The organism is Variovorax restrictus, assembly GCF_051216715.1.
Lineage (GTDB): Bacteria > Pseudomonadota > Gammaproteobacteria > Burkholderiales > Burkholderiaceae_C > Variovorax.
In genome coordinates, this window is record NZ_JBPJZH010000006.1 from 21,827 (window position 1) to 45,029 (window position 23,203).

A 23,203-nucleotide genomic window follows, 5' to 3' on the forward strand; every position below is an offset into this window, starting at 1 on the left:
AGCCCGCCAGGAACGTGCGCACACCTCAAGCGTCTACATTCTTGAGACACGTCTTGTGTGACTGAAGGAGCTCGCTGATGTTCAAGGCACTGGTGTCAGGCCTGAAAAAGGGGATGAAAGGCAACGCTGTCCTTGGCATTCTGCGCACCCGCTACGACCTCAACGCTCGACCGGACGAGGTCGCCTGGTTCGTTGATCGGTACGCGCAGCTGTTCAGTGCCGACGACATCGCAGTGCTCTACCTGGTCGATCAGGCGGTAGCGGCCAACCCCTCAAAGCCAGAGCACTGCGAGCGCATTCGTAGGTACGAAACGGCTGCCCTCGCCGAACAGACCAAAGGGCGCGTTACCGCGGACACGTTGGTGCTGCTCCAGCGCGAGGCGATGCGCTTCGCTCCGAACATTGCTCCGGACGGCGGCAAGGGTCCTGCCGCCGCTGCGGAACGCCAACGCAAGTTCGCTCACCTGGTGACGGACGATCCACAGGTGCAATCAGAGAGTGACCGTCAACTGCGGGCCATGCTGCAGGCGACCGGAGACGACAAGATCCGGCACATCAAGGTGCAGGAGGACTGAGGCGCCTAGAAGCGCCCGGCGCTGCTCCGGCCTTTGCATGCCTCGGTCGCCTCCTGCCAGACGACGCGCTTGCCGCCACCTCGGGACTGAGTGCTTCGGCGAGCGATCGAACGGATGCCACTTCAACGCTCTTGGCAAACCGGCGTCCCCCTGGCCGCACCGCGTAGAACTTGTTGTCGATGATGAGCACATCACAGGACGACAACAAGGAGAGCAGCTCTAACCCTTCAAAACGAGCCACTGTCGACCCTTCCTTGGGTTGCTCAGCAGCTTTCGCTTCTGCCTCGGATGTGAAGATCCGCACGGTGCGTGCGATGCCGTTAGCTTGCGAGTAGTGAGCGACGACCTGTACCTCGAATCCGACCCGCAGGTAGTAGCCGCTGCATCCGCGCAGTGCGATCGTGTCGGGGTGCTTTGGACCGCGCCTGATCAGCCAGGCCCCGTTCGGGCCTTGAGCGCTGAGATACGGAATCAGTGCCAATTGCCGTATCGCGACGTTTTCATCCAGAGCGTTGGTGAGCAGAAAGGGCCGCCCGAGCGAGCAGAGGGTGCTGCCGTGTAGACCGAACTCGGGGCAGACGCCATAGGTGCTGTCTTTTTCGAGTTTCCCTTGAGGTTCGAGCGCGCACATGAGCCGTTGTCTCGGCGCGATCAGCGGCTTTATGCGCTTTGAGCAAGGCCATAGTTCAGGCCCGGGCAGCAGAGCCGTCAGCATGGCGGGGCCGAAAGGCACGAATTCCCACTCATAACGGCCGTCCGCATACGCAACGGCCAGCGTTTTGGCCTCATCGGGGGAGATGTTGAGCTGATCGAGCCGTAGCGGGATGACGTCCGTGTCCCGCTCGAAGCGTCCCGCCTGCGGGTCAGGGGTGATCGCCTCGAGGCTTCCCTTCCAATCACACCCGGGGCCCGTCCAAACCGGTAGCAGATCCGTAGCGTGGGGCGGCTCGTCGCCGTCACTCACAAATTCGCAATGCACCAGCTGCAGCCCTCCAAATAAGGCCCTGACCAACTGGCCATTCCTGGCGTCCCCCTGACCGTCGATCAAGGAGACCAGCACGTCAAGGTCGCCGCAGTCCGACGCGCCGCGCGCATATGAACCGTAGACGCTAAGCCGACTGACCTTGAAGCTCGCTTGATATGGCGGCCGGTAGATCGGATCGACGGTCAACTCACACACTGAACACTCGTCCAGCCGCTTGCACATCCGGTGCAGCACCCGGGTGAAGTGTGCTCTCGGGAGACGTCTGGCGAGGGATTCCATGTCGGGTCCTTCTCAAGGAGTGGTGTGCATTTATCCGCTCGCCCTTACGACCTGACAACTCGCCCCGCGGGAGACGCATCCTTCCTTGCAACCCGACGCCAAGCCCAAATCAGCTGTGTTTATCGACAGTGCGGGGAGCCCTCAACTGCCCTCAACTGCCCTCAACTGCCCTCAACTGCCCTCACAAGTCACAGCCGTCAGGTCCACTTACGCAAGGGAAAGGAGGGTGACGCCGAGTCTGACCTTTACGTTTAGTTGCGATAAAGGCGTTGCGGCACGGGTGCTACACCAAATTATTGTGCGCCAGTGTAGTTTTCGCATTCTCACTATAATCCGGTGTAATCGGGACTCTCCAGGAGAACTCATGGCCGACGTCGTATTCCATCGCACCGCACTGGCCGAGCGCCTGGTCAAGCAGCTCATGCCCGCGGCCATCGGGTCTGCGGCCGCCTCGGGCTTGTTCTTGGCGGCGCCTCGGCGGACCGGGAAGTCGACGTTCGTGCGGGAGGATCTCCGCCCAGCGCTCCAGCAAACAGGTGCGACTGTGCTCTATGTTGACCTCTGGGCGAACAAGCAGCTGGATCCCGGGACCGTCATCGTCGCCGCCGTCCGGGCCGAGCTCGCCAAGCACGAAGGCGTCGTCACCCGCATAGCCAAGCAGGCGGGCCTGGACAAGGTAACCGTCGGCGGCGTTGCTTTCTCGCTCGATCGGGTGGGCCTCGGCAAGGACATCTCTCTCAGCACGGCGCTCGCCGCTCTGTCCGACGAAACGAAAAAGCCGATCGTGCTGCTCCTGGATGAAGCGCAGCACGCCATCACGACCGACGCAGGCTACGACGCACTGTTCGCCTTGAAGGCGGCGCGCGACGAGCTCAACAGCAGCGAGCACTACGGCCTTCGCATCGTGGCCACCGGCTCCAATCGTGACAAGCTGGCGATGCTGCGCAACAGCAAGGACCAGGCGTTTTTCGGTGCCCCCCTGGTCGCCTTCCCGGCGCTGGATGCCGAATTCATCGAGTGGTTCTGCCGAGGCGTCGGCCTGGCCGGCCCACTCGACCCGGTCGAAGTGTTCGAACTGTTCAAGTTGGCGGCGTCCCGACCAGAGATCCTCGGTGCGGCCGCGGACAAGATCCGCTTCGATTTCAACCTGGACGCGACCCAGGTGCGCAACGCTTTTAAGGAAGCCGTCATCCACGAGATCGACGAAGCCGCACAGCAAACGCTTCGAGTGATCCACGCGCTCACGCCGCTGCAGTCGGCCGTGCTGCGTGTCCTCGCGTACGAGGGTGACAAATACGCCCCGTTCGAAGCAGGGACCATGGCCACCTACCGAAGGGTGCTCGCGTCCATCGCGCCGGAGGAGGAGGTCGTGCCGGAGGTGTCGAACGTGCAGGGCGCTCTGCAGAGCCTGCAGGAGAAGTCGCTGATCTGGAAAGAGAAGCGCGGCGTCTACGCTCTCGAGGAGAGCTATACCGCCGAAGTGCTTCGAAGCGATGGGTTGCTGGATGTCTGCGCTCCCCCGCGGACGGGCCCACGACCTTAAAAGAGGCGGCGTTCGGACGGGGGCAACGCTAGAGCGGGCCTGGTGCTGGTCGGAGGATGCCCCGCGCTCTGCCGAACGCTTAGCGCGCGGCGTCGGGCACGTATCCGACGTTGACGATCGACGAGCTGAAGTCGCCTGGCGCCTTCGACGGGGAACGGCCGATCTGCCAGGTGCCGCACCAACCGCCGGGCGCCACTCAGCTGTCGAGCGACTGCGCAAGTCCGCTGAATTGCCCAGCACGATTCCGTCGACGCTTCGCCGTTGACGTGGCCGTCTCGCCGTCCACCGTCCACGGCGTCATCAACGCCGTCTGACGACCACCTCGAGGTACTCGCTCGGCACCACGAGCGTCCCAGGGCCGGCGCTGTTGAGACGCTCGAGCAAGCCGGTCAGATCCCGTTCCAGCGCCTCGGCGCCGTCTGGCGGTAGCGCGGCGAAGGCCTTGTGCACCGGGCCGTACCATGTCCGGAACACGTCGATGAAGTGCGCCGCCGACCGGTATCGGAACTGAAAGAACCGGCGTGCGACGTCGATGCGGGCGGCGTGCGCACCGAACAGCGCCTGCAGATGTGCCTCGGTGCCCCACAACGACGGCGGCTGCACGCCGGCCGGCGGTGGCAGATGGCGGCCCAGCACCTTGAAGACCTGACCGATGAAGCCCTCCGGCGTCCAGTTGGCAAGGCCGATGCGCCCGCCCGGCTTGCACACGCGCAGTAGCTCGCCGGCGGCGCGCGCGTGGTCGGGCGTGAACATCACGCCGAAGGTCGACAACACGGCGTCGAAGCTGGCGGGCTCGAAGGGCAGCGCCTCGGCGTCGGCCACCTGGAACTGCACGTCGAGCCGCTCGGCACGGGCGCGCTCGGCGCCTCGCTCGAGCAAGGCGCCCACGTAGTCGGTCGAGGTGACACGGCAGCCGCGCCGCGCGGCCGCCAGCGTGGCATTGCCGTTGCCGGCCGCGACATCGAGCACGCGCTCGTCGAAGCGCAGGTCGCAGGCCTCGGCCAGCTGCTCGCCGACGATCTGCAACGTGGTGCCGATGACGGCATAGTCCCCGCTGCCCCACGCGGCCATCTGGCGCTTCTTGAGGGCTTCGAGGTCGGTCGCGGGCGGTGCGGTGAGGGTGGCGGTGGCGGTCATGATGGAGGTCTCCTGTCAGGTCGGTGGATGGAGACCGGACTGTCGCGCCGGCCGGCCCGGGCGTCCTGCCCGCGCGTCGGCGATGGCTGCCCCATCGTCCGGGCGCCGCCCACCAACCGGCCTAGCCCGTTTCGGCGATGGCCGCGTCGCGCCCCGCGTTCCAGAATGCACCTTTCAGCACGACCCTGGAGGTGCTCCCATGGCCCAACACATCGCTGACGCCTTGCAGCGCGTGGCCTCGGTGCTGGAACGCCGGCCCGAAGCCGGCCTGCACGACGACGCGCCGGCCAGCGTGCGCTGGGACGGTGGCACGCGCTTCATCGCACGCCACCCGAACGGCGCCGAGGTGCCGACGGACATGCCGCGCGAACTGGGCGGCAGCGGTGACGAGGTCACGCCCGGCTGGCTGTTCCGCGCCGGGCTCGCCAGTTGCGCCGCCACCTGCATCGCGATGCTCGCCGCACGCGAAGGCGTGGTGCTGCGCACGCTCGACGTGCAGGCCGCGAGCCGGTCCGACACCCGCGGGATGCTCGGCCTGCACGACAGCGACGGCGGCGCCGTGCCGGCCACGCCGCAGGACCTGCAGCTGCAGGTCCGCATCGCCGCCGATGGCATCGCGCCCGCACAGCTGCGCGACCTCGCCGAGCGCGCCTGCCGCCAGTCGCCGGTGCCCTGCGCGGTGCAGACGGCGCTGCCGCTCGACCTGCGCGTCGCCGCGGGCGGCTGAGCGCGAGGACGTGCCGATGGATGCCTTGTCGGAGACACTGCGCGTCGTGCGCCTGGTGGGCGCGATCTTCATCAACGCACGCTTCACCGCGCCGTGGTGCTACCAGTCGCCGCACGCCGACCAGGCCGCGCCCTTTCTGGAACCCGGCGCCGAGCGCGTCGTCATCTTCCACCTCATCACCGAAGGCGAATGCTTCGTCGAGATGGGCCACGCACCGCCCGTGCGGCTGGTGGCCGGCGACGCGGTGATCTTTCCGCAGGGCCATGCGCACCGCATGGCATCGGAACCGGGCCTGCCGCCGGCCAGCGGCGCGCGGCTCGACGCGGTGCTGGCGCGCCGGCCGCGCACGCTGGCCTACGGCGGTGGCGGGCCGACCACGCGGCTGGTCTGCGGCTACCTCGCCTGCGACGCGCGGCTGGCGCGGCTGCTGCTGGCCGGCCTGTCCTCGCTGGTGAAGGTGAACGTGCGCGGCTCGCCGGCCGGCGTGTGGCTCGAGGCCTCGGTGCGCTATGCGCTGGCTGAGGCGCGATCGCCGAACCGGCCCGGCGGCGCGGGCGTGCTCGCGAAGCTGGCGGAGGTGCTCTTCATCGAGGTGCTGCGGCTCCACATGAACGAACAGGCCGAAGGCCGCACCGGCTGGCTGGCCGGCGTGAACGACCGCGTCGTCGGCGCCGCGCTGAAGGCGATGCACGCCCGCCCCGGCCATCCGTGGACGCTCGAAGAACTGGCGCGCACCGCGAGCAGCTCGCGCTCCGTGCTGGCCGAACGCTTCCAGCACTTGGTCGGCAGTTCGCCGATGCAGTACCTCACGCAATGGCGCATGGTGATCGCAGCCAATCTGCTGCGCGGCAGCAACGCGCCGCTGGCCGCGATCGCCGAGGACGTGGGCTACCAGACCGACACGGCCTTCAGCCGCGCCTTCCGCCGCGAGTACGGCGCGCCGCCGGCGGCGTGGCGGCGCAGCCAGTTGTGCCTCCCGAGCCCGACCGTCGCTGACCCCAACGCGCAGCCCTGTAGCTCTGGCGGCTTCTGAAGCAGCGCCCGCGAGGCGCCTCACGCGCCCTGGGTCTGCTGCAGCTCTGCGCGAAGGGCCGATGTCATCCGCTTGTGGTGCTTGCCGCTGTTCACCACCGCCATCAGCTTGCCCTCCGAGTCACGGAACTCAGTGTCTGCGTACACAGAGAACGTCTTGAACTCGACGGGGTCAACCAGCGCGCCACCGTCGGCGGGCGATGGCGCCCGGGCCGCGTACAGCAGCATGTCCTCCGCACCGGTCGCCGGCGGAAGCCAAGCCTTGCTGCTGTCGTCACCCGCGCGCAGCCGGGAGAACTCCTTGGAAGAAACGCACAGCACTGCCTCGGCCGGCGCTGCAGCGGCGATGCTCTCGAGGACTTCGGCAAGCCGGTTTCTGTCCTCCTGCAGCGTTGGCACCAAGCCCTGGCGCACGGCTTTGGCGAAACGGGCAGCGTCCTTAGTGATTGTGATCATGGTTCAGTCCACGTTGGAGCAATGGGGGTGGCGCGCGGCGCCCTGGGTCGGGAATCCGCAGATGTCGCAGTTGATGACTGGTGTTGAAGCGGCAGCGGTGTCGGGAACGGGGTAGACCGTGGCATCCATGTCAGCAGGGAACGATCGCCCGTTGTCACCGTCCGGCAGTGTCCTGAAGAAAGACTTCTCGCGCACGAACACCGGGCCTCCCACTTTGAAGCAAAACTTCCCGCCGGTCAGCAACGTCTTGAACTTGATCGGCCCGGCCTGCGCTGCAACGCTTTCACCGCATGAGCAGAAGCCTCGCCAGGGTTGTTTGCATCCCGGGCGCACGGCTGGATCTGCCGACACTGGTGCGCCGTGATCTTCCCAAGCACCAGTGTCGGTGCGCACGCGGATCGGCGAATCTTGCCCCGGCACGATGCCGTCCGGGTTGGCGCCCCACTCGGCCGAGGCGGCGCCACCGGTAGCGAGTGCGCGCCGAGCACGCTCGACGATGGAGACGTAGCGCTGCGCCAGTTGGTCGCGACCCATGCGGCCAGCCTCGTCGGGGTCGTAGGACGCGATGAAAGCGATCGCAGCAGTCAGCGCGGCAGGTACAGGCGCCTCGCTCGCCCCTGGCATCGTGGTTTGCTGCGTCACGGCCTCCTGGTTGACCACCAAACGCGCTGCCTCAAGGGCCAGCTGCGAAGCATCAGGAGTGGCGAGTGCGTCGATCGTTGCCTGCAAGCGATCCCAAGCGTGGGTCGAAGGCTGGCCAGTCGGCGCCACCTGCCACTGTTGGAGGTGCAAGATCAGGTCGGCGACGCCTGCACGCCGGTACAGAGGCTCGGGCGCAGCGGCGCTGGCAACAAGGAGCGGCAACGCGACGCGCTCGGCGCTGACGCCGCCTATTTCGAATTCTGCCGACCACATTGGCGTCTTGGTCCAGTCGTACGCCTTCCACTCGTCCATGAGGCGCGGGAGCGTTGGCGTACCGTCGTGGTCCACCGCATCAGGCTCGCCCAGCCAGCAACTGACCATGAAGGCGCCGACGCCATCGAAGTCGAGCGCCAATTCTGTGATGGGGCTGTCGCTCTCACCCCACGTGCGGCAAACGAAGACGAAGCGACCGCTCAGCAGAGGATCCTCGGCCGGGGCTGGAGCGGCCAGACGAGCCGCCTCCCGGTGCGCATTCTTGTTGATGCCTTTGACGTAGGTGAAGCTGCCGCACTCGAGGCAGTCGAAGAAGTCGGAGCCGGCACGCAACACCTGGCCCGCTTGGCAAGTGCCGCACTTGTGGCACGTCAGGCGGGCCGAAAACCGCGGATCAAGTTGCCCGATATGGGAGTAGGGCGCGCCGGCGGCGGCTGTGGACTGGCTGTCGTCGCTGCTGACCGGGGATGTGCTGGACATGCTGTTTTCCTCTGCTCGAATTGCTTGGGCTGACGGGTCTACAAGGACCGACCCGGCATGGCTCCGTTTTTGAACGCGATCGCCGGCCTCATTCGGTCTAACGTCGGTCGCGGCCAGGATCAACGCTGGCTGCGTTGGCGATGGCGCCCGCCGCCTTCGCGTTGGCCCAGAACTCGGCCAGCGCATCGAGCGTGATGCGTGCGCAGAACTCGTCGCCCTCGCGCCAGATTCCGATCGCACCTCCGTCGTTGCCGAAGTCGAAGGCCAGCACGTGGAAAACGTTGGGCCCGAGGTCGAAGCCGAGGAGGGGCTTGGCATCAGCGATGTCCGATGGCTGCAGCCTGACGGCCGTCATCGGCATGCTCGGCGCGGGGATGGTCTTGTGTGCGTCAGGCAACTCCATCTCCTTTTGCGGCGACCGCGCCTGGCTGCGCGTCGAGGCCTCGGGGTTCGAGCGAGCCGATGTGACCCTCAGTTGCTGCTGGTTGCGACAGTGGGAACGGCCACGATGCTGGTGGCGGCGCAACTGGCCGGAAGCCATCAAGGCATTGGAGACAAGAGGCGCGCGGATGGCCGTCCTGTTTGTAGGTTTCCCAGCCGTCCCGTCTCTTGATGTGGCGGAACCCCCCTTTGCTGGTGGGGTGCGCGCCGCACACAGCATCTTCGGCGAGCTTGCGTAGGTGCAGCTTCGATCCGCCCTTGAGTCGGGCGACGTAGTAGCCGGCCTCAACGTGCTTCGCGTGCTCGGCGTTGGTCGCTTCGCGCGTTCCCATGAAAGTCTGCCCGTCGATCTTGCTCACGATGGACTTTCCTCGGACTTGGTCTGCCGGTGAGCTGCGCCGCAGTCGCAGTGTTTGCCCTGCACGCTCATGCAGTAGGGGTCGTGATCTGGCTTCACGGCGATGGCTGTACCGCAGTCGCAGGTTTTCCCCCGCAGAACGCTCATGCAATAAGGGTCGTGCCCTGACTCGATGGACACGACGGCGGTTGTCAGCTGGGCAGCGAGGCCGCCTTGTGCTGGCGTTCCAACTCGAGTTATTCCGTCGCCACGCGTGCACGGCGCAGGTTCGGCCTTGGCGGCAATGCTGGTAGCGAGCGCGGCGCGGGCGTCGCTTTCGATGCAGTACAGCTGCAACAGTTCGTCGACCACAGCGATGTCGCCCGCGTACCACCGGCGGCCCAATTCTTTGAGGTGGCCCTTCAGTTGGCGCAGCATTTCGGCGTTGGCCGACTCCCGTCGGGCGCTCAAAGCACGCTGGCATTCGCCGAGTAGACCGCTGTAGTCCACGCGCATGTCTTCATGCTTCTTGGCCAGCAGGTTCAGCCCCGCATGTACCGGGGTCACGCTCAGGGGTAAGGTCGGGGCGACCAGATTGCAGAGGACGGCGCGCAACCCCAACTTGATGTCCTCGAGCTCGTCACTCCCGATCATCCCGTCGGTGGTGGCCCGGTGAAACGTGAGCGCCATCGCGTCGTCCACTTCGATACTGGTCGTGTCGGTGGAAAGGGCCGTGAGAAGTTCGGCAGCGCGGTCCATGTTGGCTGCGCGCTCGTCATCGGGGTTCTCATTGCGCAGCGCGGCGGCGTCGTCGCCGAGGCAGGCGATCACGGCTTCGGTGTCCTGAAAGCAATCGCCGCCGGCAATAGGAGATGGGCTCGACATGGTGTCCTCAACGCGAATGACGTGTTCTGACGGATCCGCATAATCCGCCACATTCCGATTATATCGCGTATTAAACGTCTGGGCGATTATTGGGCGCACCGATAGGAGGCACCCCCATGGGGAAAGGTCCATGGCGCACGCCGCGGAGACTCTCCGTCCCGGCTCGCGTGCTTCGGCCCGTCGATCTAACGCTGCATGCCGCGCGGATCCGCCGACCTGACCGGCAGAGCCCTAAGCACGACTCGAGCTCCATCCTGTGAACGTGCACACCGTCCTGGTGCTGGTCGACAAGATTGCCGGTCGCACCCCGCGGTGCTCCGGCGGTCCGGCGCGCGGGGCGCTCGCGCCGGAAGCCCTGGGTTCGCGTTGCGGACATCGATCCACCACCATCCCGCGGCCGCGTGGTGCTAGAAGTCGCGCTTTGACTGTTCCGCTTTCTTCGCCTTGGCCAGCAGATCTATGGTGCTGGCCTTGTCCATGTAGTCGGCGGTCGCCGAATGGCGTTCTTCACCGGTGTCCGGGTTTTTGACCACGAGCGTGGTGCCTGTGGTGAACGTGGAGACGGACGTACCGTCCCTCGCGGTCCAATACGAGACAGTCACATCCTGCCGTGGGTAGCGCTGGATGAACGTCTTGGGCTTTCCCAGCGCCTGGCTGTAAGCATCGACAAGGTTCACTGGCTTCTTGTCGACGACCACCATTCGGATGCTCGTCACTTTGTCGTTCCTCAGCCAAGCGCGCACTGTGCCTGACAAGCCGAAAAGCGTATCGGCACCTGAGCACTCAACGTTTGTTCCTTGAGGTCTGCAGTTGAGCCCGTTCGCCGTGAGCGTCGCGCTGCTGGCGCCGAATTCGACGCTCTTGAAGCCCTTGAGTTCAAACGCGTGCGACGACGCCATTGCTGCAAGGAAGAGGGTGCCTGCGGCGATGCAATTGAATTTCAAGTGAGGCCCTTCTGATGACAGAACATGAGCCGGCAAGTATCCACCGAGGCCGGGTCAATTGGACCTGGACGACGCGCGCGTGCAACGGGTGCAATGGCGGCTAAGTCCTGCTACATTCAAAACTGCGGGTCTCACCGGTACTCGCTGCGCTGGCGCTGGTCTACAGACACGCAGAAATACACCGGGTTGGTAGCGGCAGCGATCCTTGGCTTTTCTTCGTCAACGGTCTGCGCCCATCTCGAAGCGTTGCGGAGCTACGCCAGCAGGCTCCAGACAGGACGAGGCTTTGAGTGGGCGTGGACGCTTCACGGAGATCGACCATGTCGACTGCTTTCCGCTTCACGCCCGCATCAATCAGCGCGTTCAAACACACGGCGCGCGACATCAAAAAAGCGTACGGCAACCTGCCGCTTCAAGCGTGTCAGGAGCTTCTCGCGAGGATCTATGGCTACCCGGACTTGCACGCGGTCCAGGAGCATATGAAGACCAACCCACAACCCGGACCGTATCCGACTGAACTTCCCTTCGGCGATGCGATTGAGCTTCGTATGAGTGCGTTTACACGTTTCAGCGAATTCGCGCCCGATGATGCGAGACCCACGGGTCGTCGCGATATCGACGACCTGGGCATTTTCGAAGAACCTGACGTGCGCAAGGGAGTCATCGCTCAAGAGGACTTTCAGGACGCGGTCTCGACAGGCGCGATTGCCGCCGAACATGAAGCGCAGGTCTCTGATTACGCTTGGTTTGAAGTGCGAGAAGAGTTTTCCCGCCGGCCCAAGAAGAAGCCGTCAATGGAGGGAGTGTTCCGCCTTACTGCCAAGGGCCACAGCGTTTATCGGGTCATCTTGGACCAGATGGAAGTAGTCAAGAGCGACCACTACAGCGACGAGGAGCGCCAGGCCGCCTGCGACGTGCTGAGTGCCGCTGCCCTCCAAATGCCGAAAAACCCCTACCTTTTGGCTTGGCAGCTCGTCAATTCAATGGCGCAGCTCTCCGAGGACGGCGGCCTCGAGTTCGATCCGCGTGCTGAAAGTCTCTGGCATCAATTCAAGGCCTGTCGCAGCATGTTCGAGGGCCTGATGCCGAAAGGCTTCAAGGGAAAAATCGAACCGCAGCTAGTTGGCAACAACGCATCAAGCGGCGCGTACTTCGATGTTCTCTACTGGGGCGCTCGCTGCGCCGCGATCGCTGGCCATAAGCCGCACGCCCTAACCTGGGCCCGGCGATCGGTGCGACTTAGCGCCAGAGACGTCCTAGGCGCACGATTTCTCGTTCGAAGACTGGAGGAATAGGCGCGCGCACCCAGCGGGCTGGCGCAGCCGCCGGGTTCCGCGGGCGTACCGATCGCCGTTGCTTGGACTTGCCTCGCTTGTGCGCGCAACCGTAGCCCGTTGTGATATCGCGAGCGGTGGCGGTGTGCGCTCGGAACTGCAGCCGATTTTTCTTTGAGCGCTCCAGCGAAGAGAATCGAAGCTCGATCTCTCGTCGCTCCGAAGCCAATGAAAAACTGTCTCGTCCACTCGCAACCAGGTGCCGGCGCCGTACAGGCACCCGCACTCCCGCAAGACCTACCCGTCACAGGCTTCTTCGTCGACTGGAACGGCGATACCCGCAGGCTGGAGCGTCCGGGCCTGGGCTACACGTGCAAGGTTCGGCAGATGGTTCACGAAGGTCAGCCGTACCTTGCGCTCGACGTGTTGGATTCCGGTGGCTTCGTGACGCACGAAGCGGTCTACTACCCTTCGCTGGCTGCGCTGCAGGCGGTGGGCGTCAGCATCAACCTGATCGAGCAGCCCGCAGTTGAGGTGTCCGTCGACAGTTCCGAGCGACCCGCCGGCGCCGCTCAACCCGCCTGAGGAGACGCGGCACATGACCATTCCAACAATCCCGACGCTCGCTGAGATCCGCCAGGAGGGCGAGCGCCTGGCCAGCGCCCTTGGCAATGCAGTCCACCTGCGCGGTTCCGACCTCTTCCTTGCGCTGGACGGCAAGTTCCCAGGCCTGTCCGATGACCAGGCGGCGCAACTGCGCGCGATCTGCGTCGACACCGCGGCTGCGATGCGCCAGCCGGCGCTGACCAAGATGTGGGGCGCGTGATGGCGCGCGAGCCCGTCGCACCTCGCGCGCCTGCGCTGCCGCAGGCGGATCCCGCGTCGATCCACCTGTCCCCAGGGGAGAGGGAATGGCTGTTGAAGATGGACGCTGACAGCCGCGGGTGGGTGAGCCTGCTGATAGACAAGCCGCCCAAGCGCACGATGAACAGCCTGGTTGCCAAGGGCATGGCCCAGGACATCATGGGAACCTTCTGGAAAATCACGGAGCTCGGCCAACAACACTGCAGATCGAGCTGACGGTGGGCACCACGCCATGGATCCTGCTGCTTGACAAGCTTTCACAGGCGGCCGGCGCGGCCGCATGTGCAGCACCGGGCTTCGGCCGGCGCAAAGTGCGAGCCATTGATCTAGGCCTTCAAGGAAGTGGCCGGAGTTGATGGGGTTTGGCCCGCGCCATCGAGCGCCGTCGGCACGATGGACTCACCCTCATTGAGTGGCGTCTCGCTTGCACCTGGCGCTTGAACTTCGTTGGAGACGCGCCCGACGTCGCGAACAAGACGGGCCAGCTCACTGAACGGTACGGTGGCGGCCGTCCGAGACGCCAGCCCATCAGTCACGAGCCATACGGGGACAGTGTCTCCGGGCAGCCGTTGCTGAGCGAAGTTCGGACTCCAGTGCTTGATGGTGTTGTAGAGCTTGTAGGTAGCGCTTTCGAATTTGTCTCGCTCAGACTTGTTGTCGATGGCCTTGCCCATGCCGAATTCGTTGTAGCTTTCGATGGCGATGCCCCAATCCAAGACCGTGTGTTCCCAATCGTTTAGAGCAGCGAAGTACTTGTCAATTGGCGGATTGTTTGGGTCAAGGGACGCAAGAACTCCTCCGTGGAATGTTTTGCGCGGCTGTAGTTTCGGAAAAGCGATTGCGCCCGCAACAGGAACGTGACATGGTGCGGCCGCGCCTCTTCGGTATAGCCCTTACCCGTAAGGAGCGTGTATCGGAAGTAGTTGGACATCCAGACTCGACACGAGGGAAATTCCGCTTCGACTTCCGGGATCTCTGCAGCGGTGAAATGCGCAAGTTCTGGCGCAAGGCTGTTAAGGATTTCATCTCCGAATTGTTTCACCCTGGCTCCAGACCTGTTGGTTGCGAATCGGTGGCAATAGCCCATCTGCAGCCCATTTTGCAGGACACCTTTACGCCCGACTACCCCCGGCACGGCACCGCGGAGGCAGGCTCCGACGGTCTTCGCAAAGACCGGCATCAAACGGCCACGGCGGGCGCGTAAGTTGTTGATTTGGTAGAAGAATGATCGGCATACCGATCGGCAGAACGTCGTCGCCAGTCTCTCGGAGCGCGCAGGCGTTGGACAGGCGTACAGGCAGAGCAAAAAATGAGAAGTCGGCACTGCTGGCATCATGCTGGTAGTGAGGTACAGCATGGCCAAGGATTGGGGCGTAGCGCGGTTTCGGGGGTTGGGGTCGACGGATTACCTGCTCGAAACAGGCGCGTGGCTGCGCGACCGAGACCTCTTCGATGGCGCCGCGATCCGGCTCTTCGAAAGCATGGCAGCTGCCGATGAGTTCGCCGCGCAGTTGCAACCAGGAGAAGAGCTCCACGGCGTGCAGTTCCTGATTGACGCCAAAGGGGCGGTGGTGACCTGGAAGACCGCTAAAAAGACCGCGACTACGCGTGCGCGGCGGGGCCGCGGCACGCCCGGCAATGCATAGGTCGGTCGCGCGTGCGGCCACTGCCCTGACGCCGATCGGCACCCGGGCAAAGATTTCGCGCTTTCCGTCGCCATTGAAGCTCCCTGAGAACTTTTGCGTGCTTGTGCTGTAGGACGTGGCCTACTAACCTAGGGGCAGTTTCTTCAAGGTGGTCCCAAGACACTATTTCAGGCCCGCCTCGTGCGGGCCTTTTTCTTGGGCTTCGATCGGCAACGGACACTTGCGCAGGTCGCGCGAGACCCGCGCCGCGGCCGTCGATCAGATCGCCGCGCTGGTGCTGGGCGACAAGATTGCCTCGCACACGCCGAGCATCGTTCACAGCACGGAGGTGTCGCCGTCACAGCAGGCACCCCGAGGATCACTGCGACGCCAGGGCCGGGCCGCGCCACACAGTTTCCGGCTCGACCTGCGCACTGGCATCGAATCGTCGAGAACGCATCGGGACGCCGTCCTTTTTGGCGTCGATTAGGAAGGCGTCGTCGGGCACTTTAGACTTCGATAATCGCAACAGCTTTCGCCGAAATCCCATGCAAACGCAGGCTCCTATGAACGCGGCACGCATCAAGGCGTTGGCGGATGAGTATTACGCTCTCAAGCTCAAGGCGGACGCCATTTGGGCTGAAGAGGTTCAGCCAGAACTCGACGCCGCGACAACGGTGGAGCAACTGCGCGAGACTCTGAGTGCTGTGTCGTATGCATGCGCCAGCCCGCAGATGCAGATCCGCGAAATGCCCTTTTTCTGGGCAGTCTCGTTCGCCGTCGCGATGAGCGGGCGGAGCACACCGTCAGCGGTGCCGCAGCGGTCTCCAGGCGCAACTCGGGTTTGAGCGGCTGCTGAGCCCCTCCAGGTGGCGAGCGTCCGACTTCCTCCTGTCCGCCATGCGTCGTCGTCGCTACCTCTTCGCAGCGCTTGTGGTTCTTCACTTGGGTGGCTTCTTGTTTCCACCCGATGCGCTCGCCCCGCTGGTGGGCAGCTCGGTCTATCTGCCTCTCACGCTCCTGAAGATGATCGGACTTCCCGTCTACGCTTCGTCGGAGGCGTGGGGTTGGGCCAGCCCTTCGCTTCTGGGCTGGGCGGCGGTCATCATGATCTGGGCCCTCACCTGGTGGTGGGTCGCCAAGCTCGCCATTCGGGGCTTCCGCGATGGGAGATCCAGGCACGATGCAGACGGCAGCCTGAGCTGAGCCAGAATTCTGGCCGCGCGCGCGGTGGAGGAGGCGTCTTTCTGGCGCCTATCATGTGCCGTCCCGCCCGCCCTGGCCCGAGCAAGCAATGTTCGAGCGTCCGAGCTCCTCATCCCTCAAGTGCTTGGCCGACCAGCCCGGCAGTACCCGACACGTATCACCCATGACAAATGCCTTCTCCGTGCTTGAGTCCAGCAAGGTCGGATTGAACAGTAGAGAGAGCTACGTCGTGGTCCGGAACCGAACAGCCTTCCTGAGAATTCTTGGCGCCGAGCCCGAATGGTCTCTTGCGACCGCAACAGCGGACGAGGATCGCGGCCACATTCGCGTATGCGCGGAGCAGCCTCGACTGATTGAGGCTGCCCTGCGACTAGGCGCGGAGCTGAAAACGGGGCCCACGGTCGAAAAAGACTGGAAAGGGCGCGAGTACGTGAAAGTCTGCGCCATCACTCGTCGCCCCGGGGAAGGTGAGGAGGCCTTCGACGCAGAGAACCAGCGCGCTCTTGGTCGATTTTTCGAGATTTACGACAGCTTGCCGAGACTGAGCGACAGGCCAATTGTCGAACGGCAAAATCTGTACGAGGAGCTCGCCATCGGCGAACACGGAGAAGATGTCTACCTTAGCGATGGTGTCTGGCTTGGCAGCGATGGCTCGCTAAGCGACCGGGGCAGGTAGCACCCCCGTCGGAGCTGGTGGAGGTGGTGCCCGACACCCCTTCGCCGACGGCCCGCGCGGCCGCATGGACAGCACGGGCGGGCGCCAGCTGCGAGCCCGTCGCCCTGGCCCTCAACGAAGTGGCATGAGAGGTGTTGGCAGCAAGGCCCAGTGCGCTCGGATCTGTTCCCGCAGGTCGCGCATGCGTCGCGTCAGGACGTCGGGACGTTTGCTTAGATCGTAGGATGCCTCGTCCACTGAGTGCAACGTGAAGCTGGCGAGGCGTTCGAGGCAGGCTCTCGCGGTGGGAATCAAGGAGCTCTTGAATCTACCGAGTTCGGCCTCTGTCCCGTAAAACACCACGACGGGTGCGACGTGCGCCGTTGAGAACGTGTCTTCGATGTGCCCGAACAACTTGCCGACAAGCCGGTGCTCGAGACGGGTCTTCGACATGAAGTCACGCAGGACGAAGACTGTGACGCTTCCATGATTGCGTGGCCCCGTCCCCCACATCGTGAACTGGTCAAGGAACTTTTGTGCACTCCCCATTTCTGTGTTCGAGCATGGCCAGAGCCCTGGCATTTTCAGCATTCGATACATGAACGGACGTGCCTCCTCGGTGAGGTGCTGAGTCCAGACGACATTGAGCGACCATTCCCAGGAGCCTGTCAGCGAGGTGACGAACTTCCGGACATAGTCGGTCAGTTGCCCGTCGATGATGTTTGTCCTGCACGTGCTGAAGTGGTCACCCCACATGTCGTTCGGCTCGAAACCGGGCCGTCCCGGAAAAGGATTCGCGTCCAGCTTTTCCACAACCACCTGCCCGGTGTCGTCGAGTGCGTGAGTCTCATAGCTTGCCTTCACCCGCAGCTTCGCCGGGTTCGCATACTGGACGAACCAGTCGTTGAGCTCGCCGAAGTAGTCGCTGGTCGCCCCGAGGTCGGGGAGCGGGCGGGAATCGGGGTGCAGCTTCGCCACGGCAGTTTCGAGCCTGGCCAGCGCAGCGGCAGTATGGGGTGTGCTCAGGAACACCACGCCGCGCGTCATTTCACTGACGTGTCGTTGTGCGGGGTCTTCAGCACTTTCGGCGGCACGCAACAGCTCCTTGACGATCAGACCGCCGAGGCAGTGCGCCACGAAAACGATGGGTCGATCCCCGACCTGACGCGCTGCGAGCGCCGCCAGCAAATCGCGCGCGACTCTCAGCATGCCCTCTTGTGACTCATCGCGAGACCATCGAGTCGACAGAGCAGGGTAGCTAACCGTCCACACCTGCACCTGGGTGTACGGTCCAGCGATCCAGGTTGGCCAGAAGCGACCGCTGATGACCGTGGGCTGCCAGGTGCGAAACCCATCGTGCCCCAGGCCGTGCACGAACACGACGTCGGCAAGTGGCTGTTCGTCGCGCCAAGAGATTGGATCGCCTAGGACCCGGTGCAGTGCGACATCAGTTGCCACGTGACTTCTCCATGTCAGCGCGCCGGGGACGAACGGAGGATCGCCGAGGCATCCCAGGAAAGCCGTCGGTCAGGACTTCAGCGGGAGGGCGGTGGGGAAGGCGCGATCGGGATTTAGCACCCTATCAGCGGATGGTTCAACACCCTATAGGGTTCGCTCGACGAGCGGCCGCGGGCCGACGCGTACGGATCCTTCGTCTCTGGCTACCACTTTTCCTTGACTATCCGCACGCGCTGCAGACCGTCCCAGGGGCAAAGGTCCTGACGCTCGGCTGTCTGGCCCTCGACCGGACGCATCCAGGTTTCGTAGAGCTTGAGATTCGTGGCGTCGAAGCACGTGATGGTGTACGCCCTGTTCGGGTTCGAGTCGAAGATCTGCGCAGAGGTGTGGTTGCGAACGGCGCAGTTCATGTTCGCGCCGCGTCTTCCGCAATCCGATATTTCAATCCTTCCGCTCAGTTCTGGCGCCACATCCCAGACCAAGGTTTGCTGCTCCGAGCCGGTCCCATTCGACTTAGACAACGTGTAGAGGAAGAGGCCCGCTGCAACGAGGACGCAAATGCCGGCCCCGATGCCGACCATCTGCCACATTCCGCCCTGCTCACTGTTGGTCGACAAACGGAGATCTCCTGAACGTAGCGCCGGCGATGCGCCGGCATGTTGGGTGTACGACGTCGAGCTCGCGCGAAACGACGTCTGGGTCGGCGGTGAGCATACGTTCAACCGCCGGCCGGTCAGTGGCTTCGTCTGCACGGAATCGCGCTGGCCAGAACAAATCCCAACTTTGTGCGAATGGTCGGACCCAGGCCCAGCTGGCGTGGTCAACAAAGTGCTGACCATCGGACCGCGCGACGCCGACGGTCAGAAAGTGGGTCAACAAAGTGCTAATCGTCGGGACCCTGGCCGTGCGGCGTGGCCAACAAAGTGCTAACCGTCGGGCGCCGCGGCCGTCCGGGGCATGAATTGGGTCAACAAAGTGCTAACCGTCGGGCGCCGCAGCCGTCCGGGGCAAGATTTGGGTCAACAAAGTGCTAACCGTCGGACGCGGCACGATGGCGCGACCGACAATGTGCTAATCACGGGATCGCGCAGCCGCTGGCAAAGGAAAGTGGGTCAACAAAGTGCTAATCGTCGGCCAGGGCCGATGGTTAGCATCTTGTTGGCCGCGGAGTGCGGTTTCCTTCTGCAGATGGTGACCTGCTTGACCTGGATCACGGCCCGCACCTCTCGGCTCCCGTCGACCAGCACCACCTGAGTGGCGCCGGCGCCAGGCACGCCGCGGGACGATCCCACCCGAAATAGCCGCGGACGCGCGCCGCTCGAACACAGTCGGCCTGAGGTACCGCGGCTCGCGTCGCCTCACTCCGCGCGCACACCGTCGACCGAACTGTCAACCAGCACCATGGAGCTGGTGCTGTTTGAACTGGACCCAGCGATCGCCGCCATGTGATGCGGCGATGCCGTGGCGCGCGGCCGGCCGACCCGGCCCGATCGGCCCGTCGGCCAGCCAAGTTAGTCTGGCTCGCGGGCCGCTTGGCCGCCGCCGGCTCCCGTCGACCAGCACCACATGCGTGGCGCCGGCGCCGGGCACGCCTGGCCAACCCGGCGCGGCGCCCCGGCGAACCTCCCGTCCAGGCAAAGAAAAAGGGCCCGAAGGCCCTGTCCTTGATGACCGCGGTCATCGCTGCGAGTCTCTGTTACCCCTGCTGGTGTGCAGGACCTGAATCGCTCCAGGCAGCTGGTTCGTCTTCGCACTCGCTCTCGAACCGTCTTGAGCGTCGAGTTTATGCGGCCTGGCGATCGCGTCAAAACCGCGCCGACTCTTTGCAGCGTGCCGCTCGCGAGCAGTTCTCCCGTCTGGTGCTGGTCGTCGAGATCGCCAGCCCGACGACCGGGCAAGTCCGGCGCGCGCCACGGAACATGCGCCGGCTCCCGTCGACCAGCACCACCTGCGTGGTGCCGGCGCCGGGCACGCCGCCCGCTAGACATCCCGCGTTCGACGTCATACAAAAATCCGTACCGTACAGAAAGTCGTACGGTCGAGCTCCGCCGCGGCGCCGCTCGACCCTTCCTCCCGCGCGTCATGTCCGACCCGCCGGCCCGCGCTGCGTTCACTCGCCCGACGCGCATCGCGCCCACTGTCGACCAGCACCACTGCGCTGGTGCTGGTCGACCAGATCGCCGGCCCGCCGCCGAGGCGCCGCCCCCCCTTCGGGCCCGACCGGCTGGCTCGATGCGATCGCCCGGCAAGCAGCCGTCGCGTCGAATCCTCCTGGCCACTGCGCCGTAAGTACCCTCGTGATCCCGGCGCCGCCGGTCGACCGGCCGCGTCCGGCCGCAGACCGCGACCCGGCTACCGTCGACCAGCACCACTTGGGTGGTGCCGTCGCCGGGCACGCCGTGGACTCGACTCGGACGCGCCCGTAGAAATGGACCGCAGCCATCGCTCCGCCCTGGCGCCCGGCGGCCCGGCCGGCCCGACCGCTGCGCACCTTCCGGCTCCCGTCGACCAGCACCACCTCCGTGCTGCTGGTGCCGGGAACGCCGGACGAAGAGCGGCGCCGCGTTCGAGCGCGGCGCCGTGAGGGGAGGGCTCGACCAAGCCGGGCCCGCGGGCTCTCCTCGGCGACTGTCGACCAGCACCACCGGCGCGGGCCCGATGCCGGACGAGCTCTAGCCCAGATCGCCGTCTCGCAGATCCTCCGCGCCGAGCTCCGTGCGCAGCCGCGCCGGCGCCGCGCCGCCGGCCGGGCCCGGCGCACCCCACGGCTCCCGTCGACCAGCACCACCTCCGTGGTGCCGGTGCCGGGAACGCCGCTCGAACTCGCGACCCGCGCTTGGGCGCGGCGCCGCATGAAGATGCCTGACCACGCCGGCCGACCGGCCCGGCACACCTCCCGGCTACCGTCGACCAGCACCACATCCGTGGTGCTGGTGCCGGGAACGCCGGGTGAACTCCCGGTCCGCGCTCGGGCGCGGCACCTAACTCGACCGCCTGGACCAGGCCGGCTCCCATCCATCCGCACGTTTACCGTCAACCAACACCACCGGGGTGGTGGCTTCGCCTGGCACGCCCGCCCGCGACTGCGCGCGCCGCGATGACCCGATCGGCGCGCCGCCCACGCGGGCGGCCGTCCGACCGCCGGCCGAGCCCGGCGCATCTCTCGGCTACCGTCAACCAGCACCACCTGCGTGGTGCCGGTGCCGGGCACGCCCGGCGATCCCGGCCGCCCGCTCGACGGGCGCTCCGGCGTTTGCTCCGCGCGCACCCGCGCGGCGTCAGCGCGCGCGATGTGCGTCGCGCCGCAGCCTGGCGATCCCGGCCGCCAACCCGGCCGGGCCCGGCGCACTTCCCGGCTCCCGTCGACCAGCACCACCTGCGTGGTGATGGTGCCGGGAACGCCGGGTCGGCAGACGTCGCCCGCCCGGCGGCGGCGCCGCGGCGGCGACCGACCGTCGCGCGCCCAGGCGCGGCGGCGTCTCCTCGGCCGACCGCTGCTCGAGCAGCGTCGGCTCGGTCGCGCCGTTTACCGGACGCGCGCATTTCCGTTGCCGCAACGATCCCCGCGGCCGGACCATTTCCGTTCACGTGATGATCGACGCACTCGGAACGCGGGCCGAGGTCGCACGTCTACGCGACCGACCGATTTACGACGACGAGCCTTCCGACGCCGACCATTTCCGACGCCGACCATTTCCGCTGCCGCACATTTCCGCAGACGGAAACCCCGCCGACGGAACATCCGCAACCCGCCGCGGCGCGCGGCGCCAGCGCGCGTCGCCCGGCGTTGATCTCCGCGGGCGGAATGGCTTCGTGCACGTAGACCTTCGATGCCGGGATCTCCCGACGACGAGGCTCTCCGATGACGTTGCCACTACGTGGTCGGAAATGTGTTCGCCTTCGGAAATGGTTTTGGGTGGTGGGCTCGCCAGGAGACGCACGCGTGCTGGTGCTGGTTGCCGGTCCGCGCTTGGCGCGCGCCGCCGCGCCTCCGCGCTGGCCAGCCGGCGCCGCCCAGGCGGGCGGCCTGGCGGCAACCCGGCCGCTCTGCCCGCGCGACGCGCGCGAGTCCGCTGGCCGGCCGGCTGCCGGCCAGCACCAGGCTGGCCGCAGTCACGCACGCTCGCCGGTCAGGTCTGACCGGCTGGTGCTGGTGGACAGCGCGCCATCAGCGCGCGCCACCGCCGGCCTGACGGCCGGCCGAGCATTCCCGGTCTCGTGATTTACGTGGTCGTGGGTTACGTGGTCGTGATGTGCGTGACACGCGCAGGGGAGGGCGCTGCGGTCGCCTCGTGCCACGGCCGCGCCGTCGCCCCGCCGCTGGCCAGCACATCCGCTCGCGCGGCGCGCTGGCCAACTGGCTGCTGTGCGTCCAGCACCAGCGGCCAGGCGCCAGCTCCGGTGACGAATCCTTTCCGTGTGCGTAAATCTTTCCGCGATCGGGAATGTTCCGCCGGCGGGGATGCCGCAAGCGGCATGATTTTCGATGACGACATTACGAGCGCGGTTTCCGTCATCGTCCCTCTGCTGCCGCCTGGCTGGTGCAACCGACGCGCCAGCACCAGCGCCCACGCGGCGGGCCGGTGATCGCCGCTATCGGAACGCCTTCGCTTTCGGAAGGCGTTTCGCCATCGTGGGGTGCGCTGACGGAAAGGGGCGCTTGCGGATAGGGGCGGTCTGCACGCCTGGCGGCGTGCGCGCCGACCGTCCTGGCGCGCGCTCATGGATGCGCGCCATGACGCGCACCTCACGCCGTGCGCTGGCGCGACGGCGCGACGGCGCTGCGCGAACGTGGTGGGCGCTTTCGGAAATGGGGTTGCCCTCCCATCACGCGGCGCAGCCGCTGGTGCTGGTTGGCACTCAGGCAGTTACCCTCCATAACCGAGGAGGACGCCGCCGGCCCGGCCCGCCGTGCTGGCCGGACGGTTGGCCTCGATAACCAAGGAGGGGCGCGCCGCCCTGGTCGGCCCCGCACGGTTACCCTCGATAACCGAGGGGAGCGCCGCCAGGCCGGCCCGGCCCGCCGCCCGCGTCCGCCCCTCCGGTCCGCCCGCTCGAGGAGGGCGCGCGGTCTGCGCGGCGCCCCCCGCGTCACTGGCCGTCAGGCCAGGAGCCCCACCAGGGTCTGCGCCCGGCGAGCCGGAGCGCCTGGCGGTTGCGTGATCGTGATGACTTCGTCCTCGCGATCGCTGGTGCTGGTCGCCCACCAGCACCATGCGGGGCCGGGCCCGGACTCGGGTTCGGGCTCGGGTTCCGCTGCGCTCGGCCACAGGCCGGCGCGCAGCCCGGGGCCCGCAGCCCGTCTCGCGTCAGCGCGCGGGCCTGAGTGCGCAGTCGGGGAGGGCTCCATTTCCGAAGACGGAAAGGTTTCGCTCACGCAAACTC

Annotated in this window: 25 protein-coding genes; 13 read left to right on the plus strand and 12 right to left on the minus strand. The window is 65.8% G+C overall.

All coding sequences use genetic code 11. The features are described 5' to 3' along the window. Positions 1-77 precede the first annotated feature (77 nt). On the plus strand, positions 78-575 hold the full coding sequence (locus ACSFA0_RS23365) for a hypothetical protein (RefSeq protein WP_435452649.1): 498 nt from the start codon (positions 78-80) through the stop codon (positions 573-575). Here the strand turns inward: ACSFA0_RS23365 and ACSFA0_RS23370 are convergent. Then, positions 556-1,839 carry a hypothetical protein gene (locus ACSFA0_RS23370; protein WP_435452650.1) on the minus strand — a complete coding sequence of 428 codons (1,284 nt, stop codon included), beginning with the start codon at positions 1,837-1,839 and terminating at the stop codon, positions 556-558. The genes ACSFA0_RS23365 and ACSFA0_RS23370 overlap by 20 nt on opposite strands. A 364-nt stretch (positions 1,840-2,203) precedes the next feature. Between ACSFA0_RS23370 and ACSFA0_RS23375 the strand changes: the two genes are divergently transcribed. Continuing rightward, positions 2,204-3,382, plus strand: coding sequence for an ATP-binding protein (locus tag ACSFA0_RS23375; RefSeq protein WP_435452651.1), 1,179 nt, complete (start codon positions 2,204-2,206; stop codon positions 3,380-3,382). Positions 3,383-3,682: 300 nt separating this feature from the next. On the opposite strand, the gene ACSFA0_RS23380 is transcribed toward ACSFA0_RS23375, so the two are convergent. Beyond that, positions 3,683-4,519: a class I SAM-dependent methyltransferase gene (locus ACSFA0_RS23380; RefSeq protein WP_435452652.1), complete on the minus strand. Its 837-nt coding sequence runs from the start codon at positions 4,517-4,519 to the stop codon at positions 3,683-3,685. Between the two features lie 199 nt (positions 4,520-4,718). Between ACSFA0_RS23380 and ACSFA0_RS23385 the strand changes: the two genes are divergently transcribed. Together ACSFA0_RS23385 and ACSFA0_RS23390 are read left to right on the plus strand one after the other, a co-directional pair. Continuing rightward, on the plus strand, positions 4,719-5,246 hold the full coding sequence (locus tag ACSFA0_RS23385; RefSeq protein ID WP_435452653.1) for an OsmC family protein: 528 nt from the start codon (positions 4,719-4,721) through the stop codon (positions 5,244-5,246). Between the two features lie 16 nt (positions 5,247-5,262). Beyond that, a complete protein-coding gene (locus ACSFA0_RS23390) occupies positions 5,263-6,279 on the plus strand; it encodes an AraC family transcriptional regulator (RefSeq protein WP_435452654.1) in 1,017 nt (338 codons plus the stop codon). 20 nt (positions 6,280-6,299) lie between these two features. Here the strand turns inward: ACSFA0_RS23390 and ACSFA0_RS23395 are convergent, their stop codons facing one another. From ACSFA0_RS23395 to ACSFA0_RS23420, 6 genes are all read right to left on the minus strand, one after another. Continuing rightward, complete coding sequence (locus ACSFA0_RS23395; RefSeq protein ID WP_435452655.1) at positions 6,300-6,734, minus strand: hypothetical protein; 435 nt, start codon at positions 6,732-6,734, stop codon at positions 6,300-6,302. A gap of 3 nt (positions 6,735-6,737) precedes the next feature. Then, positions 6,738-8,129: a hypothetical protein gene (locus tag ACSFA0_RS23400; protein WP_435452656.1), complete on the minus strand. Its 1,392-nt coding sequence runs from the start codon at positions 8,127-8,129 to the stop codon at positions 6,738-6,740. 97 nt (positions 8,130-8,226) lie between these two features. After that, positions 8,227-8,526, minus strand: a complete 300-nt coding sequence (locus tag ACSFA0_RS23405) for a hypothetical protein (protein ID WP_435452657.1) — start codon at positions 8,524-8,526, stop codon at positions 8,227-8,229. Then, on the minus strand, positions 8,519-8,929 hold the full coding sequence (locus ACSFA0_RS23410) for a hypothetical protein (RefSeq protein WP_435452658.1): 411 nt from the start codon (positions 8,927-8,929) through the stop codon (positions 8,519-8,521). Before ACSFA0_RS23410 ends, ACSFA0_RS23405 begins: the two co-directional genes overlap by 8 nt. Continuing rightward, on the minus strand, positions 8,926-9,792 hold the full coding sequence (locus tag ACSFA0_RS23415) for a hypothetical protein (protein ID WP_435452659.1): 867 nt from the start codon (positions 9,790-9,792) through the stop codon (positions 8,926-8,928). Before ACSFA0_RS23415 ends, ACSFA0_RS23410 begins: the two co-directional genes overlap by 4 nt. A 407-nt stretch (positions 9,793-10,199) precedes the next feature. Beyond that, a complete protein-coding gene (locus ACSFA0_RS23420; protein ID WP_435452660.1) occupies positions 10,200-10,736 on the minus strand; it encodes a hypothetical protein in 537 nt (178 codons plus the stop codon). Positions 10,737-11,056: 320 nt separating this feature from the next. Here ACSFA0_RS23420 and ACSFA0_RS23425 point away from each other — a divergent pair, with 320 nt between their 5' ends. From ACSFA0_RS23425 to ACSFA0_RS23440, 4 genes are all read left to right on the plus strand, one after another. Further along, on the plus strand, positions 11,057-12,031 hold the full coding sequence (locus ACSFA0_RS23425; RefSeq protein ID WP_435452661.1) for a hypothetical protein: 975 nt from the start codon (positions 11,057-11,059) through the stop codon (positions 12,029-12,031). A gap of 366 nt (positions 12,032-12,397) precedes the next feature. Further along, positions 12,398-12,595: a hypothetical protein gene (locus ACSFA0_RS23430; protein ID WP_435452662.1), complete on the plus strand. Its 198-nt coding sequence runs from the start codon at positions 12,398-12,400 to the stop codon at positions 12,593-12,595. Between the two features lie 13 nt (positions 12,596-12,608). Further along, positions 12,609-12,836: a hypothetical protein gene (locus ACSFA0_RS23435; protein ID WP_435452663.1), complete on the plus strand. Its 228-nt coding sequence runs from the start codon at positions 12,609-12,611 to the stop codon at positions 12,834-12,836. After that, the gene (locus tag ACSFA0_RS23440; RefSeq protein ID WP_435452664.1) at positions 12,836-13,090 is read left to right on the plus strand and encodes a hypothetical protein; all 255 of its coding nucleotides are present in this window, start codon (positions 12,836-12,838) and stop codon (positions 13,088-13,090) included. Before ACSFA0_RS23435 ends, ACSFA0_RS23440 begins: the two co-directional genes overlap by 1 nt. Positions 13,091-13,200: 110 nt before the next feature. On the opposite strand, the gene ACSFA0_RS23445 is transcribed toward ACSFA0_RS23440, so the two are convergent. Together ACSFA0_RS23445 and ACSFA0_RS23450 are read right to left on the minus strand one after the other, a co-directional pair. Beyond that, complete coding sequence (locus tag ACSFA0_RS23445; RefSeq protein ID WP_435452665.1) at positions 13,201-13,590, minus strand: hypothetical protein; 390 nt, start codon at positions 13,588-13,590, stop codon at positions 13,201-13,203. A 20-nt stretch (positions 13,591-13,610) separates the two neighbouring features. Further along, positions 13,611-14,231: a hypothetical protein gene (locus tag ACSFA0_RS23450; protein ID WP_435452666.1), complete on the minus strand. Its 621-nt coding sequence runs from the start codon at positions 14,229-14,231 to the stop codon at positions 13,611-13,613. On the opposite strand from ACSFA0_RS23450, the gene ACSFA0_RS23455 reads away from it, so the two are divergent. The 4 genes from ACSFA0_RS23455 (at position 14,230) to ACSFA0_RS23470 (ending at position 16,381) form a co-directional block, all read left to right on the plus strand. Beyond that, a complete protein-coding gene (locus ACSFA0_RS23455) occupies positions 14,230-14,520 on the plus strand; it encodes a hypothetical protein (RefSeq protein ID WP_435452667.1) in 291 nt (96 codons plus the stop codon). The genes ACSFA0_RS23450 and ACSFA0_RS23455 overlap by 2 nt on opposite strands. A gap of 545 nt (positions 14,521-15,065) precedes the next feature. After that, positions 15,066-15,347: a hypothetical protein gene (locus ACSFA0_RS23460; protein ID WP_435452668.1), complete on the plus strand. Its 282-nt coding sequence runs from the start codon at positions 15,066-15,068 to the stop codon at positions 15,345-15,347. Positions 15,348-15,399: 52 nt separating this feature from the next. Then, positions 15,400-15,705: a hypothetical protein gene (locus ACSFA0_RS23465; RefSeq protein WP_435452669.1), complete on the plus strand. Its 306-nt coding sequence runs from the start codon at positions 15,400-15,402 to the stop codon at positions 15,703-15,705. 163 nt (positions 15,706-15,868) lie between these two features. Next, the gene (locus ACSFA0_RS23470; RefSeq protein WP_435452670.1) at positions 15,869-16,381 is read left to right on the plus strand and encodes a hypothetical protein; all 513 of its coding nucleotides are present in this window, start codon (positions 15,869-15,871) and stop codon (positions 16,379-16,381) included. Positions 16,382-16,492: 111 nt separating this feature from the next. Here ACSFA0_RS23470 and ACSFA0_RS23475 read toward each other — a convergent pair whose 3' ends face one another. Further along, on the minus strand, positions 16,493-17,818 hold the full coding sequence (locus ACSFA0_RS23475) for an esterase/lipase family protein (RefSeq protein ID WP_435452671.1): 1,326 nt from the start codon (positions 17,816-17,818) through the stop codon (positions 16,493-16,495). A gap of 203 nt (positions 17,819-18,021) precedes the next feature. Beyond that, on the minus strand, positions 18,022-18,435 hold the full coding sequence (locus tag ACSFA0_RS23480; protein ID WP_435452672.1) for a hypothetical protein: 414 nt from the start codon (positions 18,433-18,435) through the stop codon (positions 18,022-18,024). Positions 18,436-21,737: 3,302 nt separating this feature from the next. Between ACSFA0_RS23480 and ACSFA0_RS23485 the strand changes: the two genes are divergently transcribed. Further along, positions 21,738-22,040, plus strand: coding sequence for a hypothetical protein (locus tag ACSFA0_RS23485; protein WP_435452673.1), 303 nt, complete (start codon positions 21,738-21,740; stop codon positions 22,038-22,040). The last annotated feature ends 1,163 nt before the right edge of the window (positions 22,041-23,203 follow it).

Coding starts and splice junctions, on each gene's coding strand:
- ACSFA0_RS23395 (WP_435452655.1), bottom strand. CDS start 6,734: ATGATCACAATCACTAAGGACGCTGCCCGTTTCGCCAAAGCCGTGCGC.
- ACSFA0_RS23390 (WP_435452654.1), top strand. CDS start 5,263: ATGGATGCCTTGTCGGAGACACTGCGCGTCGTGCGCCTGGTGGGCGCG.
- ACSFA0_RS23465 (WP_435452669.1), top strand. CDS start 15,400: ATGCGTCGTCGTCGCTACCTCTTCGCAGCGCTTGTGGTTCTTCACTTG.
- ACSFA0_RS23380 (WP_435452652.1), bottom strand. CDS start 4,519: ATGACCGCCACCGCCACCCTCACCGCACCGCCCGCGACCGACCTCGAA.
- ACSFA0_RS23385 (WP_435452653.1), top strand. CDS start 4,719: ATGGCCCAACACATCGCTGACGCCTTGCAGCGCGTGGCCTCGGTGCTG.
- ACSFA0_RS23460 (WP_435452668.1), top strand. CDS start 15,066: ATGAACGCGGCACGCATCAAGGCGTTGGCGGATGAGTATTACGCTCTC.
- ACSFA0_RS23440 (WP_435452664.1), top strand. CDS start 12,836: ATGGCGCGCGAGCCCGTCGCACCTCGCGCGCCTGCGCTGCCGCAGGCG.
- ACSFA0_RS23450 (WP_435452666.1), bottom strand. CDS start 14,231: ATGCTGTACCTCACTACCAGCATGATGCCAGCAGTGCCGACTTCTCAT.
- ACSFA0_RS23425 (WP_435452661.1), top strand. CDS start 11,057: ATGTCGACTGCTTTCCGCTTCACGCCCGCATCAATCAGCGCGTTCAAA.
- ACSFA0_RS23370 (WP_435452650.1), bottom strand. CDS start 1,839: ATGGAATCCCTCGCCAGACGTCTCCCGAGAGCACACTTCACCCGGGTG.
- ACSFA0_RS23430 (WP_435452662.1), top strand. CDS start 12,398: ATGGTTCACGAAGGTCAGCCGTACCTTGCGCTCGACGTGTTGGATTCC.
- ACSFA0_RS23415 (WP_435452659.1), bottom strand. CDS start 9,792: ATGTCGAGCCCATCTCCTATTGCCGGCGGCGATTGCTTTCAGGACACC.
- ACSFA0_RS23435 (WP_435452663.1), top strand. CDS start 12,609: ATGACCATTCCAACAATCCCGACGCTCGCTGAGATCCGCCAGGAGGGC.
- ACSFA0_RS23470 (WP_435452670.1), top strand. CDS start 15,869: ATGACAAATGCCTTCTCCGTGCTTGAGTCCAGCAAGGTCGGATTGAAC.
- ACSFA0_RS23455 (WP_435452667.1), top strand. CDS start 14,230: ATGGCCAAGGATTGGGGCGTAGCGCGGTTTCGGGGGTTGGGGTCGACG.
- ACSFA0_RS23365 (WP_435452649.1), top strand. CDS start 78: ATGTTCAAGGCACTGGTGTCAGGCCTGAAAAAGGGGATGAAAGGCAAC.
- ACSFA0_RS23375 (WP_435452651.1), top strand. CDS start 2,204: ATGGCCGACGTCGTATTCCATCGCACCGCACTGGCCGAGCGCCTGGTC.
- ACSFA0_RS23400 (WP_435452656.1), bottom strand. CDS start 8,129: ATGTCCAGCACATCCCCGGTCAGCAGCGACGACAGCCAGTCCACAGCC.